Genomic DNA, 14,687 nt, shown 5'->3' with positions numbered 1-14,687 from the left:
CGCCTTCCGCTGGGCCGCAGGCGCGGGCTCACGCGTCCCAGCGCGCGGAGCTCACCGCGCCATCACGCGCTGGATGGCCGCATCGAGGTCGCGGAAGCTCACCGGCTTGATGAGGTGCTCCACGAAACCGGCGCGTATCGTCTTGCGGCGATCCTCCTCCATCCCGTAGCCGCTCAGCGCGATGGCCTTGAGCTCGTTGCCGGCGGACCGGATCGACGCGATCAGCTCCGTGCCGCTGCCGTCGGGGAGCCCGAGGTCGCTCACGAGCAGATCGAACGCCTCCGCCCCGACCAGGTCGAGCGCCGAGCGCACGCTCCGGGCGATGCGCACCGTGTGGCCGGTCAGCGTGAGCAGCTCGCTCATCATCTCCGCCGTGTCCTCGTGGTCCTCCACGAGCAGGATGCGCAGCGCGCGCCTCGGCGCGGCCGTCCCGGCGGCCTTCGCCTGCGCCGGCGTCACGGCCGCAGGCGGCCTCGCGGAGGGCAGCAGGACGCGGAAGGTCGCCCCGGCCCCCCGCCCCGGGCTCGACGCCGTGATCGTGCCGCCGTGCAGCTGCACGATGGCGCGCGAGATCGCGAGCCCGAGGCCGAGCCCGCCGAAGTGCCGCGTCGTGTCCGCGTTGCCCTGCTCGAACGCGTCGAAGATCCGCGGCAGGACCTCGGGCTCGATGCCGACGCCCTGATCCCGCACCTCGATGACCACCTGCGCGCCCTCGTGGTAGCAGCGCAGCTCGATCTGCGACCCGGGATAGCTGAACTTCACCGCGTTCTTCAGCAGGTTCCAGACCACCTGCTCCAGCCGGGCGACGTCCGCCGAGACCCAGTGCTCGCCCGGAGCGACGTCGAGCGTCAGCCGGATGCTCTTGGCGTCGACCTCATCGGCGCAGATCTCCATCGCGTGCTCGATCACCGTGCGCGCCGCGACCGCCTGCGTGATGAGCTCGAGCTTGCCTCGCACCACCCGCGTCAGGTCCAGGAGATCGTCGATGAGGCGCGCCTCGAGCTCGGCGTTGCGCTGGATCATCTCGACGCTCCGGCGGACATCGTCGACCAGATCGTCGCGGCGGAGCAGCCGCGACGCGGCGGTGACGACCGGCGTGAGCGGCGTCCTGAGCTCGTGCGACAGGACGGCCAGGAACTGATCCTTCGTGCGGTTCGCGTGCTCCGCGGCCTCGCGCGCCGTGATCAGATCGGCCTCGACCTGCTTGCGGCGCGTGATGTCCTGCACCACCGCCATCGTGTGGGCGATGCGGCCGCCCGCGTCCCGTATCGCCGTCACCGTGGTGCTCGCCCAGAGGCGCCTCGCGTCCCTCGTCACGTAGCGGTTCTCGATCGCGAAGTCGCTGATCTCGCCGCGCAGGAGCCGCTCGTACAGCTCGGCGACGGCGCTCGCGTCCTCCGGGGCCGTGACGTCGAGGAGCGCCTTCCCGAGCAGATCCGCCGCCTCGTGGCCGAGCATGGCGGCGAACCTCCGGTTCACCCGCACGAAGCGGCCCGCGCCGGGCTCGCACTGGACCTTGCCGACCACCGCGCTCTCGAAGATCGTGCGGAAGTCCTCCTCGCTCGCGCGGAGCGCCTCCTCCGCGCGCTTGCGGCGGGTGATGTCGGTCAGCATCGCCGACGCGCCGATGATCTTGCCGCCGGCGTCGTGGATGGGCGCGACGCTGATCGAGACGTCGACGCGGGCGCCGCCGCGCGCGATCCCCACCGTCTCCACCGGCTCGAGGCGCTCGCCGGCGAGCACCCGATCGAGGACGGCGCGCATCTCGTCGGCGCGCTCGGGCGCGACGATGAGGTGCGCGGGGCGGCCGGTCACCTCCTTCTCGCCGTAGCCGAACATCCGCTCCGCGGCCGCGTTCCAGCTCGTGATGGCCCCGTCGACCGTCGCGCCGAGGATCGCCTGCTCGGCCGACTCGACGATCGCGGCGAGCTGGCCCCGCTGCACCTCGGCCTCCTTCACGCGGGTCACGTCCACGAGCGTGATGACCACGCCCGAGATGACGTTCGTCAGCGTGCGGTACGGCAGGACCCGCATCACGTAGCAGCAGCGGCCGTCGTCGAGCTGCACCTCCCGCTCCTTCGGGGCGAGCGTCCGCAGGACGTCGCGCGCGTCCGAGGCGAGCGACGAGGCGTCGAAGCGCGCCGCGATGTCGAGGATGGGCCTGCCGACGTCGCCCTCGATCAGCCGGAAGACCTCCGTCGCCGCGGGCGTGAACCGCCGGATCCGGAGCTCGTCGTCGAGGAACACCGTCGGGATCTGCGTGCTGAGCAGGAGGTTCTGGAGGTCGTCGTTCGTCGCGTCGAGCGCCTCGATCTTCGCCTTGAGCTCGCTGTTCAGCGTCTCGAACTCCTCGTTCAGGCTCTGGAGCTCCTCGTTCATGCTGAGGAGCTCCTCGTTCGAGCTCTTGAGCTCCTCGTTCGACGTCTCGAGCTCCTCGATCGTCGTCTGGAGGTGCTCCCGCGTGGCCTTGAGCTCGTGCTCGAGCTGGTCGAGGAGCGGCGCGCTCTCCCGCCGCGGGCCGAGCGGCGGGGTCTCGCCCCGCGCCGCCGGCAGGAGCTCGTCGAACAGGACGACGAACAGGCCGAGATCGTCATCGAGGCCGCCGAGGGGCCGCACGACGAGGTTGAGGCGCTGCGTGCCCCCGAGGGTCTCGACCGCGATGTTCTCGTGGACCACCTGCTCGCGCATCCGGACGGCGCGGTGCACGGCCGACCGCACCTCGGGGCGCAGCGCCCGCAGGACCATGTTCGAGACGTTGACGTCGAGCGCCCCCGTCGACGGCTCGAGGTACTTCCCCGTCTGGCCGGACAGGTACACGATGTCGCCCTGCTCGTTCACGACGACGCACGGCGGCCCGTAGCGCTCGAGGAGGCACCGCTCGATGGTGCGCTCGATGCTCTGCTCCGGCGACCAGGCGCTGCGGCGCACGAGCTCGCTGGCGCGCCGGGTCGCCCCGGTCCGCTCGCCGAGCGGGAGCCGCGGCAGCGCGTGCCCGACGACGCGCTTCTTCTGGAAGAGGCGCCGCTTGCCGTCGACCGCGCGGAACAGCTCGGTCCGCTGCGACACGCTCTCCGAGGGGCCGAGGAGCAGGTAGCCGCCCTCGACGAGCGCGTAATGGAAGAGGCCGAGCACGCGCTTCTGGAACTCGCCCTCGAGGTAAATGAGGACGTTGCGGCACGAGATCAGATCGATCCGCGAGAACGGCGGGTCCTTGGTGAGATCGTGCCGGGAGAAGACGCAGACGTCGCGGATCGCCTTGGCGACCGAGCAGGTGCCGCCCTCCTCGGCGACGACGAAGCGCGCGAGGCGGTCCGAGGAGATGAGCCGCGTCGCCTCCCTGGAGTAGCGGCCCTGCCGGGCGATCTCGATGGCCTGGTCGTCCAGGTCGGTGCCGAAGATCTGCACGCGCGGCGCCGCGGGGAGCGCCTCGATGTGCTCCATGAAGAGCATCGCGATCGAGTAGACCTCCTCGCCGGTGGCGCAGCCCGGCACCCAGACGCGGAGCGGGCTGTCCGCCCCGCGATCCGCGAAGAGCGCCGGCACGAGCTCCGCCCGCACCGCCTCGAAGGTGTCCGGGTCGCGGAAGAAGTCGGTCACGCCGATGAGGAGATCGCGGACGAGCTGCATCGGCTCGTCCGCCTCTCGCCGGAGCTGCGTCATGTAGTCGGCGATCGAGGTCGCCCGCACCACCTGGGCCCGGTGCTGCACCCGCCGGAGCAGCGTGGTTCGCTTGTACTGGCGGAAGTCGTGCCCCGTGCGCTCGATGATCAGGGCGCAGATCTCGGGCAGCCGCGCGGCGATCTCCTCGACGAGGTTCGCGCGATCCTCCTCCGCGGGGAGGCGCCGCGCGTACTCGAGCAGCGCGGCGGGCATGTCGCGGATGGCGAGCACGCAATTGACGAGCCCCGCCTCGATCGCGTGCCGCGGCATCTCCGGGTGGGCGGCCGTCGCGGGGTGCTGCGCGATCGTGAGCCCGCCGTGCTCCCGGACGACCTTGAGCCCGGTCACGCTGTCGTGCCCCGACCCGGAGAGCACCACCGCCACGGCCCGCTGCTTCCCCTCCTCGCCGAGCGACCGGAGCAGCGCGTCGATCGCCGTGCGGGGCCCGCGCGGATCCACGAGCCGGCTCAGCCGAAAGACGCCGTCCTGGATCGTCGGCGTGGCGTTCGAGGGGGTGACGTAGACGTGGTTGGGCTCGATCGGCAGCCCGTCCGCCGCCTCCAGCACGCGCATGGCCGTGTGGGCCCCGAGCAGCTGCGACATCACGACCGCGCTGTGCGGCTCGAGGTGCACGAGCACGAACACGAACCCGCTGTCGGGCGGCATCGCCGAGAGGAAGCTCCTGAAGGCCTCCAGGCCGCCCGCCGACGCTCCGAGAGCGACCATGAGGCTGTCGGCCAACTGCGGTCGCTGGGGCGACGGGGCGCCCGTCGCGGTATTGCGGCTCTCTCCGTCACTTCGCATCAAAGCGCTCCGACGTTTAGTACACGTCCGGGACAACAGCCAGAGAGCGTCGGCACAAAGCGCGCCAGGGGAGCTTCATAAGGATCTACCCGACCGTCATCTCCTGTGGCACGACCACCTGACAGCGCCTGTGACTCGAACAGCCTCAGTCCATTTCGCGGGCGCGAATGCGACGCTTCTCCTTGACAAATCACATCATCTTCGCATGCATGGCCGCCGAGCGGCCGGCTCGGCCGCGGAGATACGGAGCGCTTGATGAGTCGATCTCTTATCTGGTGGAAGGCGACATCCGTCACGGTGAAGGCCGCGGCGGCGTGCGTCGTGGTGGTCACCCTGGGCGCCGCGGTGCTCGTCGGGCGCTGCGCTGTGACGCAGCCGCAGCGGACCGAGCCGGTCCTCGTGAGCGGCGCGGTGATCACGATCGACGCGGTGCCCGCCGCGCCGCCGGGGGTCGTCGTGGTCGGTCAGCCGACGGACTTCGGCGGGCCGCATGCCTCCGGGGTGAACGCGCTGCGCGGCCTCGTGTACTTCGTGCCGAACGGCACGTCGCACCTCCTGAACACCGCCTCGCTGAGCCCGGTCGCGGTCCTCTACACGTCGCGGCTCGATATCTCGCCGCGCTCCTGGCAGAGCGGCTTCCCGGGCGTGCCCGGCGGCCGCAACGAGTGGTTCCAGATCTCGTACGAGGGAGAGTTCGTGACCGCGCGCAGCGGAGCGCACCAGTTCGAGCTGCTCTCGGACGACGGCTCCAGGCTCTTCATCGACGATCACCTCGTGGTCGAGAACGACGGCCGGCACGAGCCGCAGGGCGCGCAGGGCTCGGTGATGCTCCAGCCTGGCAAGCACCGGATCCGGGTCGGCTACTTCCAGGGGCCGCGCTTCGAGATCGCGCTGCAGCTCTTCGTGACGCCCCCGCAGAGCGCGCGGCAGATCCTCGACATCTCCCGGGTGCTCTGAGCCCCTCGCGGGCGGGGCCGCGCCCCCTCAGCCGCCGCGCTGCGCGAGCGTGAGCAGCGCCTTGACCTTCGCGTACGAGATGTAGGGGTTGTCCTCCTCGCCCCCGAGATCGTCGGTGTCCTCGCCCGCGCCCTGGGCCCGGATCGGCATCCACAGGTAATCCGGGTGGAGCTCCCTGCCGTTGATCCCGTTGACGATCGACGGGTTCTTGATCCACTCACCCCCGAGGATCGTGAGGTCGTTGTCGAGCTCGAGCACGTAGTGCAGCTCCGAGACGGAGAGCGGGACGTCGCGCTGAGCGGGCGGGCGGAGGAGCGTCTCGCCGGTGACCGAATCGGAGATCATCCAGAAGCGCGCGGCCACGCGGACGAAGCGCCTCGCGCCCGGGTTGAACCGGTAGTTGTAACAGTCAGCGCCCATATAGGCACCGCCGCACATGAGCCGCGCGACCTCCTGTGGGTTCACCTCCTCGATGGTGTCGATCGCGAACTGCTTGACGGGGAAGCTCCACACCTCCAGGTCCCAGGTGTGGTCGACGATGAACATGAGCCGCTTCTTCTGGGTCGACTCGCCGGCGAGCGGCTTCGCGCCGACCCCGAGCAGCCCGGTCATGGCGACGTGCATCGTGGCGGGGTTGAGGTCGCGGCAGGCGGGGTCGATCGGCCTGCCGTAGACGTCGCGCGCCGTCCGATCCGCCCGCGTCTCGCAGCGGCGCCCCGAGAAGGTCACCGCGTCGCTGAAGTAGAGCTCGCTCATGAGCGCCTCGATGTCCGCCATGCGAAACAGGACGCAGTCGGTCTCCGCCGCGGCGCACTCGGTCACCTTGGAGCCGACGAGCTTCACGCGGACGTCGCGGCGCGGCACGGCGTCCTCGGCGGCGACGTAGGCTGACCACCCGTTGCAGTGTCCCCACCAGTACTCCGGATAGACGCCCTGGTAGAGCCCGTGATGCTGCAGCTCCCAGCGCGTGGCCGGACCGGCCACGACCACCGCCGGCTGGATATAAGGAGGGTTGCGCAGGTACTGGGGCCTCCGGAGATCGTCCGTGCTCCACGTGGCGATGCTCGCGAGCGACTCAGTCTGCCCCGAGTGAAAGAGGACGTCGTATTTCTCGACGGGAGAGAGGTTGTCCGGGTCGGAGGTCCGATCCGAGTAGTTCTTGATGGTCGAGTTCCAGCGGTCGGCGATGCCGTTCTGCCGCTGGGGCCACCAGTTCGAGGCGAACGCGTTCGTCTGCGCCTCGCCGCCCAGCAGCGTCGAGTCGAGCCGGAGCCGGGCGCCCTGGAGCTCGGGGTGCAGGTGCAAGGGCAGGTTGGCGCCGTCGATCGCCTCGCGGGCGCCGCGCCCGGGGAGGAGGAGCTGGTGGGAGCCGCCGAGGATCTGGCCGGTCTCGGGCGAGTAACCCAGCACGTAGGGCACGGGCCCACCCTCGATGAACCGGAAGGTCGCGCCGTTCAGGCTGCTCGCCGCGACGGCGACGCTCTCCTCCGGCGCGCGGTCGAGCTCCGCGCAGCCCAGGACCAGGAATACCGAGCTCACGAGGCTCGCCTTCATCTGCGTCTTCATCGCTGATCCCCCCGCAGATCGACGCTCGCCGATCCCGCGAGTGTTCTCTGCAGAGGCCGCGCCACCGGCCTCGGCGGTAAAGAGCGCAGCCATTGCACGCGGCGGCAGCCCGAGCATTCACCGCGCGCCGATGCGCCAGAGCACGACCTTCACGGTGTCGATGAGGATGGAGATATCGAACCAGAGCGAGAAGCTCTTCATGTAATAGAGATCGTACTGGAGCTTCTCCAGCGCGTCCTCGGCGGACGCGCCGTAACGGCAGCGCACCTGCGCGTGCCCCGTCACTCCCGGCTTCACGCAGAGCCGCTGCCGGAAAAAGGGGATCTGCTTCTCCAGCGCCTCGATGAACTCGGGGCGCTCGGGCCGCGGCCCCACCATGCTCATCTCCCCGACGAGCACGTTCCAGAGCTGCGGCAGCTCGTCGAGCCGCGTCCTCCGGATGAACCGCCCGACGCGGGTCACGCGCGGATCGTTCTCGATGGCCCACGCGGCCCCGTTCTTCTCGGCGTCAGTGCGCATCGACCGGAACTTGTGGATCCTGAACGGCTTCCCGAGGGCGCCTGTCCGGATCTGCGAATAGAGCGCCGGACCGGTGGAATCGAGCTTCACCGCGATGACCGTGAGCGCCATCAGCGGCAATGCGATCACGAGCCCGGCGGTCGCGCACACGACGTCGAAGATCCGCTTCGCGACGAGCGTCCGCCGCCGCACGCTGAACCCGTGAGAGAAGATGATCTGGCTCGGCTTCAGCTCGCGCACGCAGATCTTGCCGGTCACGCGCTCGTAGAAGTCCATGCCCTCCTCGATCTGGACCCCACGGAACTTCAGATCGAGCAGCTCCTCCAGCGGGAACGCCGCGCGGCGCTCGGAGGTCGCCACGATCACGGCCGCGACGCCGCGCTGCTCGACGAGGCGCAGGAGATCCCGGTACCTTCCCGCGATCTCGGGCTCGTCGATCGGCTCCTCGTCCCTGACCACCCGGCCGGCGAGGCGCAGCCCGAGGACGTCTCCGTCCTTCCGGATGAGGGCCGCGCAGGCGCGGGCGAGCTCGCCTGACCCCAGCACGACCGCGACCTTGGAGAAGCTCTCGCTGCTCAGCACCCGATTGCACGCCGCGCGCCACGCCGGGAGCACGATCGCCGCCGCCCCGAGCGAGGTCAGGAGCACCCGATCGCCGACCTCGGCGTCCGGCACGAGCCAGAACGCGAGCCACAGCACCGCCGCCGCCAGGCCGAGCGCCCGGAACGTCGTCAGGAACAGCGCGCGTGCCCTGGGCGGCTCGGGCCCATAGAGGCCGTGATAGTAGAGCGACGTCAGCGCGACGAGCGAGATGCTCAACGTCTGTCCGAAGCGCGCTCCGTCGAGCGCGTGCTCCCAGCCCACGAGCACGCCCGGCGCGCAACACACCAGAAGCGAGAGCAGGCTGGCCTCGACAAACCACACCATGGCCCGGCGCGGCGACCGGAACAGCTCCAGCATCATCCCTCCACTCTCGTCGGCCCCGGGCGGTCGCGCGTCACAGCGCATCGCCTCCGGCGGGGCACACACGGTTGTAGTTGAGCCCACACTAGAGCAGACCGGGGCAGATCGCCAGATGCCTCCGACGAATCTCGTTCATCGGCGGCGGACTGAGCCGCCCCGCGCGAAGCTGAGCGCGGCGCAATTGACCTCATCGCGATCGATTGCGCTGGTGATGTACAGGCAGTCGAGAGGGGTTGCGACGGAAGAACACCGTCGACGGACTGCATACGTCGCGTCCAGGGTGCGCGCTAAGGGCTCTGGCGGATCCGCCGCGCGGCGGGCGCGTCGCTCCGGGCCGGGAGCGCGCTGGGCTCGGGGGTGTGGAAGCGTGTCGACGTGTCGAGGCGGCTTATCGCGCTTCGCGCGTCGCGGGCGTGCCGGATTCACCGGCGCGCGCGGGCGGCGTCTCGCCCGGGGTCTCGCCGGGGGCGCCGTCGCGGTCGTCGCGCTCTCGGCCCGGCTCGGGCGGCTGCCAGCGGCCGGACGGCATCCCCTGGATCATCGCGGTGCGGCGCTCGTCGTCCCCTGCGCTGTCGGGATCGCGGCGCACCGTCCGGTGGCGATCCGTCGACAGCGTCCCCGAGATCCCGGCCATGACGATGCTCCTCAGCGAGCCGCCGGCCTCGCCCGCGCTCGGGGCCGGGTCGAGCGCGGCGCGCACGTACTCCAGATCGACGCCGCCGCGCAGCGCGATCCCGCGCGCCAAGGGGTAGGCGATCTCCGCGCCGGCGAGCGCCGTCGTCGTGGACAGCGACCCTTCCCTGGAGGGCGCCGGCGCGCCGGGGGCGAGGTGGAGCGGCGGATTCGCGGCGACCGGGGCGCTGCCGGTCGAGAAGCGGGCGACGCCGGTCACGATGAGGTCGCGGGTCGCGCCGCCCCGCGCGGGCCGGAAGCTCGCTTCGAGGGACGCCTCGTGCTCGTGACCGAATCCGATCCTCGGCCCGAGCGACGTGTAGGCATAGGCATAGCCCGCTGTCAGCCGGTAGCGCTCCTGCACGTAGGTGAGCCCGACACGCGCCGTCGGCGCGACCACCGCGTCGCGCGACGACAGCACGGGCGGCGGGCTCGCGACGGTCACGCCGCCTTCGATGCGCGTCGAGGCGTTCCGCGTGAGCTCGTGAGACGCGGAGAGGAGCGCGACGCCGGCGTGGACGCGGGCCTCGCCGCGCGTGAGCTCGGTGTCGAGCAGCGCGTGGTGGTACTGGGTGAACTCGTACCGGAGCTCGGGGGTCAGCGTGTCGAGCGCGCCGAGCTCGATCGCTGTGCTCACCTGGGCGCGCCCCGTGTGCGCGTCGATCCCGACCGCGGCGGGGTCGTCGGCCGAGAGCGCGCCCGCCTGCTCGTACCCGACGTCGAGGCGCACCGCGGATCGCCGCGACGTGGTGATCGACAGGGTCGGTCCGCCGGAGAGCGTGTATTGCAGGCGATTGCCGGACAGGAACGGATCGCGCGTGGCGAGCGCATCGGCGGCGCGCACGCCGAGGCGGGTCGCGAGGTAGCCGGCCGTCGCCATCGAGAGATCTGCGCGCGGCGAGAGCGCCCAGCCCGCTCCGCCGCCGAGGCGCGCCGAGGCGCTGTCGGACGGCGAGGCTCGCGCCGCGTCGAGCGAGATCTGAAAGACCCGCTCGTAGCTCCCGTCGACGCTGAATCCGTAGCGCGAGCTCTCGCCGCGCAGCGCGCCCTCGACCGAGCCCCCGACGCCCGCCATCAGCGCGCCGGAGCCCACGTCCCCGACGTTCGACGCCACGCTCTGCTCCACCGCGGCCCGCGCCGTCACGTCGGAGTCCCACATCGGCAAGACGAACGAGAACACGCGCCCCCTCGCTGTCGAGCGGCAGGCCCCGCGGCGCGGAGCGACCCGAATCGGTCGCCCGCCCCTCCCCGGCAGCACGCCCGGCGCCCGGAGCGTCCCACGTTCGTCGATGTTTGCAACATTACAAATCTGGCCTCGACAGGTCGCGGCCGCGGCGCGGGGCGCGCTCTCGCGGTGTGGACGTGCGCAGGCAGGGCGGCACGTACCTCGGAGTCCTCCCCTGCCCCGCTGAGGGCGGAAGCGTGATGTGTAATACATATTACATCATGAAGTCTGGCGCGGAAGCGGGCGTGGGGGAGGAAGTCAGGTCGAGGTCGCTGCGCGTTCTCTGGGTGACGCGCATCTTTCCGAACCGGGTTGAGCCGCTGTCGTGCGCGTTCCAGCGGCAGCAGCTCGCGGCGCTGTCGCGGCGCTGCGTGGTGGAGGTGCTCGCGGCGATCCCGTACCACCCGGGCGTATCGCTCCTGGGCGAGCGCACGCGTCCGGGCCGCCTGACGGCGGTGCCTGAGCGCGACGAGATCGACGGCGTCTCGGTGGTGCACCCGCGCGCGCCGTACCTCCCGGGGGCGGGCCGCGTGCTGGCGCCCGTGAACGCGCCGCTTTACCTGGCGGGGCTCCTGCCGCACGTCCCGGGGCTCCGCGGGCGGTTCGACGTCGTGCTGGGGGCGTGGCTCTACCCCGACGCCTGCGCCGCGGCGCTGCTCGCCCGGATGCTCGGCCTCCCCTATGTGGTGAAGGCCCATGGAACGGACGTGAACGTCGTCGCCCGCTGGCGCTCGGTGCGCCCGCTCGTCGCCAGCGCGCTCCGGTCCGCCGCGTACGCCATCGGCGTGAGCCGGCCGATGGTCGAGGCGCTCGTGGCGCTCGGCGCCCCGAAGGCGCGCGCGGTCCTCGTCCGCAACGGGGTCGACCGCGCGCTCTTCCACCCGGCCGACCGGGGCGCCGCCCGGCGCGAGCTCGGGCTCCCGGAGCGCGGGCGCGTCGTGACGTTCGTCGGGAACGTCAGCCGGGAGAAGGGCATCCACGAGCTGCTGCGCGCATTCGAGGCGCTCGGCAGGGACGGCTGCGACGGAGGCGAGCCGGTCCACCTCGTGGTCGTCGGCGACGGCCCGGAGCGGGAGGCGGTCGAGCAGGCCGCGCTGCGGCGCGAGCGCGGGCCGGCGGATCTGCGCGACGGGCGCGGCCGGATCCTCGCGGTCGGGGCGCGGCCGCTCTCCCAGGTTGCCCGCCACCTCGCCGCGACGGATCTGCTGGCGCTCCCGAGCTGGGCGGAGGGCACCCCGAACGTGGTGCTCGAGGCGCTCGCGGCCGCGCGGCCCGTGGTGGCGACGCGCGTGGGGGGCATCCCGGACGTGGTGACGCCGGGGCGCACCGGATTGCTCGTCCCGCCGCGCGACGCCGGAGCGCTCGCCCGGGCGCTCCGCGACGCGCTCGCGCGGACCTGGGACGACGGCGCGTTCGCCGACGCGGCGCCCCCGTCCTGGGAGGAGAGCGCGGAGGCGCTGCGGCGGCTGCTCGCGCGGGCGGCGTTCGGGGAAGGCGGGCGGGTCGCCGCCTGAAGCGGAGGGCGCCGGCGCCGGCACCGGCCCGGCGTCGTGCTCGACGGCGAGCCCCCCAGCGCCATCTACAAAAAGCGCTCCCATCTTCTCGTGGCATAGCGGCAGATCCGCTCCGATGTGCGACGGATCCGCGTCGCGCGCCGTCTTTCCGGGTGACGCGCGGCGTGCACGCTTGTACCCGGCATGACGCGTGCTGTTCGGTGTTGATCAACGCTGGCCGGCGCGGCGGTTCGCGCCGAGCAACACCGAGGAGCGCATGCGACCGATTCACCACATCCTCACCGCCGCGGTGCTCTCTTTGTGCCTTGTCGGCGGCGCGGCGCGCGCCGACGCGGCGCCCGTCGCCGGTCACCCGCGACTCTGGCTCACGAAAGACCACCTCCCCAGGCTGCGCGGGTGGGCGGCCGACAGCCGCAACCGCATGTACAAGGAGGCCCTGCTGCCCGCGCTCCAGGGCGCGATCGCATGTTACGAGGGCCGCTTCTACCCGAACGGTCGGCCGAACCCGGCGTGGCCGGACGGCGGCACAAACGCCTACGTGCAATACCCGACCGAGGCGTATGCGGAGTTCTTCGCCTTCATGTCGCTCATCGATCCGGACGTCGCCGCCCGTCCGGTGCACGCCGTCAGGGCGCGCAACCTGCTGATGTACGCCATCGAGGAGGCGAGCAAGGGGCGAGCCGCCGGCAAGCCCTTCCGCGCCCCGGGGTTCGCGACCGGCGACCGCTCGCGCTGGTGGGGTGAAGGGTTCCCGCTGACGGTGGACTGGATCTACGGCGCGACCGACGCGGGCGGCCGCCCCCTGCTCACCGCCGGGGACAAGGCCAAGATACGGCAGGTCTTCCTCAGGTGGGCTGACGACAACCTCCACGCCGCCACGGCGGGCAACGAGCACCCCCACCCGGTCGGCGTCATGAACGATCCGGCGCTGCTCCGCGATCGGCTCCAGCTGCGGTGGGCGGCGAACAACTTCTATCTCGGCCACCTGCGCCAGGTCACGCTGATGTCGCTCGCGATGGACGAGGCGGACGACCGCCCGCTCGATCCGAGCGCCCCGCCCGAGGCGCTCGGCAACACGCTGCGCAGCTACCGCGCCGACGCGACCGGCGCCTGGCTCTACCAGGCCTTCGCCGTCTTCGAGGCCCCCGAGATCGCGGCCAAGCACCTCGGGGTCTCGCCGGACGGCCTCGGCGTGGCCAGCGGCGGCCTGCCCGTGGAGGGCTTGCTCTACGGCGGGGGCCTCGCGAGCCTCCACCAGGCGCTCCTCGGGCTCCACACGGCCGGCTACGGCACCCGCGCCCTCTCAGGCCCTCCGATCGGCCTGCTGGGCAGCGGGTACTGGGACCGGTTCACGGACGGATTCCTGCACTCGATCGCGCCGGGCCCGGTCACCTACCCGTCGATGCCCGACCTCGGGCCGGTCTACGAGGCGGCGAACTACGGCGACACGTTGCGGCTCTGGGTCGAGCCGCGCTTCGCCGAGGTGTTCGGCTCGCTGGGCGTCTACGACCACCTCACGGGCAACACCGCGCGCTTGAAGAAGGCGCGCTGGATCGTGGCCAACGCGATCGAGGGCGGCGCGCCAGCGCTCTATGCGCGCACGTCCAAGGTCTGGGGCTCGCCGGCCCCGAGCCGGGCCATCCTGAGCTTCATGCTCTTCGACCCGGCCGCGCCCCTCCCGGCGGATCCTCGGCCCGCGATGCCCACCGCCTTCTTCGAGCGGGCGCCGGGCCGCGGCGCCGTCCTCGCGCGCTCGGACTGGACGAAGAGCGCGACGTGGTTCACCTGGCGGTGCGGCTGGGTCACCATCAACCACCAGCTCGGCGACTGCAATCAGATCGAGCTCTACCGGAAGGGAGAGTGGCTGACCAAGGAGCACACGAGTTACTCGAACAACCTCATCGGGACCACGGTCGACTACCACAACACGCTCTCCCTGCAGAACGACCAGCCGTCGCGGCTGCGCTGGTTCGAGAAGGAGCTCGCCCCGCGAGGCGGCCAGTGGCGCGAGGGGCGCGCCGCCGGCGATCCGACCGCGCGCATGAGCCGGGGCGCAGGCTACGTGTTCGCCGAGGGGATCGCGACGGATCTGTACAACACCCGCCCGAACGCCTGGACCCCATCGGACGCCGCCCTCGACATCGTCCACGCGAGCCGGTCGGTCGTCTGGCTGGAGCCCGATCACGTGGTCGTCTACGACCGCGCGGCGTCGCGCACCGCCGGCCGGTTCAAGCGGTTCAACCTGATGACGACCGCGGCGCCGCAGCTCTCGGGCCGGACGGCCAGCGCCGTGACCCCGAAGGGGCAGACGCTGTTCGTCCAGAGCCTCCTGCCGCTGAACGCCCGCATGACGGCCGTGCCGGTCGAGGACGTCGACGACGCGGCGCAGATGGAGCCGACGACCCACCGCCTCGTCGTGGAGGACCCGGCCGGCCCCGCGGACGTCCGCTTCCTCCACGTGCTGCAAGGCGCGGACGCGGGCGCGAGGATGGACGCGGCCGCGCGGATCGAGGGCGCCCAGGGCTCCGGCGTCGAGGGCGCCCTGGTGGCGGGCAGGGCCGTCCTCTTCCGCTCGGACCTGCGAGCGACCCCGGGGCCCGTGTCCTATCAGGTGCCCGGCACGACGCGCAGGCACGTGATCACCGGCCTCCAGCCGAAGGCCGGCTACGACGTGGCCGTCGTCTCCCGGGGCGCGATCCTGGAGGTCCGCGTCACGCCGGGCAGGGCCCACACGACCGACGACGCGGGCGTGCTGACGTTCGGCGCGCCGTAGCGCGCGGCCCGCGCAGGGCGGCGCGGCGGGCGCC

7 protein-coding genes are annotated in these 14,687 nt (G+C 71.9%); 3 read left to right on the top strand and 4 right to left on the bottom strand.

Annotation, left to right across the window (positions count from 1 at the left end; genetic code table 11):
• Positions 1 to 51 precede the first annotated feature (51 nt).
• The gene (locus tag WME75_RS18795; protein WP_437492732.1) at positions 52 to 4,386 is read right to left on the bottom strand and encodes a PAS domain S-box protein; all 4,335 of its coding nucleotides are present in this window, start codon (positions 4,384 to 4,386) and stop codon (positions 52 to 54) included.
• A 333-nt stretch (positions 4,387 to 4,719) separates the two neighbouring features.
• Between WME75_RS18795 and WME75_RS18790 the strand changes: the two genes are divergently transcribed.
• On the top strand, positions 4,720 to 5,421 hold the full coding sequence (locus WME75_RS18790; protein WP_437492730.1) for a PA14 domain-containing protein: 702 nt from the start codon (positions 4,720 to 4,722) through the stop codon (positions 5,419 to 5,421).
• 27 nt (positions 5,422 to 5,448) lie between these two features.
• Here WME75_RS18790 and WME75_RS18785 read toward each other — a convergent pair whose 3' ends face one another.
• The 3 genes from WME75_RS18785 to WME75_RS18775 form a co-directional block, all read right to left on the bottom strand.
• Positions 5,449 to 6,987: a hypothetical protein gene (locus tag WME75_RS18785; protein WP_437492728.1), complete on the bottom strand. Its 1,539-nt coding sequence runs from the start codon at positions 6,985 to 6,987 to the stop codon at positions 5,449 to 5,451.
• A gap of 117 nt (positions 6,988 to 7,104) precedes the next feature.
• The gene (locus WME75_RS18780) at positions 7,105 to 8,469 is read right to left on the bottom strand and encodes a TIGR03013 family XrtA/PEP-CTERM system glycosyltransferase (RefSeq protein ID WP_437492726.1); all 1,365 of its coding nucleotides are present in this window, start codon (positions 8,467 to 8,469) and stop codon (positions 7,105 to 7,107) included.
• A 388-nt stretch (positions 8,470 to 8,857) separates the two neighbouring features.
• Positions 8,858 to 10,321, bottom strand: coding sequence for a hypothetical protein (locus tag WME75_RS18775; protein WP_437492724.1), 1,464 nt, complete (start codon positions 10,319 to 10,321; stop codon positions 8,858 to 8,860).
• A gap of 266 nt (positions 10,322 to 10,587) precedes the next feature.
• On the opposite strand from WME75_RS18775, the gene WME75_RS18770 reads away from it, so the two are divergent.
• Together WME75_RS18770 and WME75_RS18765 are read left to right on the top strand one after the other, a co-directional pair.
• Positions 10,588 to 11,880, top strand: coding sequence for a glycosyltransferase family 4 protein (locus WME75_RS18770; protein WP_437492722.1), 1,293 nt, complete (start codon positions 10,588 to 10,590; stop codon positions 11,878 to 11,880).
• Between the two features lie 256 nt (positions 11,881 to 12,136).
• A complete protein-coding gene (locus WME75_RS18765) occupies positions 12,137 to 14,653 on the top strand; it encodes a hypothetical protein (RefSeq protein ID WP_437492721.1) in 2,517 nt (838 codons plus the stop codon).
• Positions 14,654 to 14,687 lie beyond the last annotated feature (34 nt).

Origin of the sequence: Sorangium sp. So ce1014, assembly GCF_051521505.1 — a bacterium.
GTDB lineage: Bacteria > Myxococcota_A > Polyangia > Polyangiales > Polyangiaceae > Sorangium.
This window is presented reverse-complemented; position numbering and strand designations above follow the sequence as displayed.

What these genes read in the sequence shown, in the direction of transcription:
- WME75_RS18795 (WP_437492732.1), bottom strand. Translation starts at nt 4,386, where the DNA reads ATGGTCGCTCTCGGAGCGTCGGCGGGCGGCCTGGAGGCCTTCAGGAGC.
- WME75_RS18790 (WP_437492730.1), top strand. Translation starts at nt 4,720, where the DNA reads ATGAGTCGATCTCTTATCTGGTGGAAGGCGACATCCGTCACGGTGAAG.
- WME75_RS18785 (WP_437492728.1), bottom strand. Translation starts at nt 6,987, where the DNA reads ATGAAGACGCAGATGAAGGCGAGCCTCGTGAGCTCGGTATTCCTGGTC.
- WME75_RS18780 (WP_437492726.1), bottom strand. Translation starts at nt 8,469, where the DNA reads ATGATGCTGGAGCTGTTCCGGTCGCCGCGCCGGGCCATGGTGTGGTTT.
- WME75_RS18770 (WP_437492722.1), top strand. Translation starts at nt 10,588, where the DNA reads ATGAAGTCTGGCGCGGAAGCGGGCGTGGGGGAGGAAGTCAGGTCGAGG.
- WME75_RS18765 (WP_437492721.1), top strand. Translation starts at nt 12,137, where the DNA reads ATGCGACCGATTCACCACATCCTCACCGCCGCGGTGCTCTCTTTGTGC.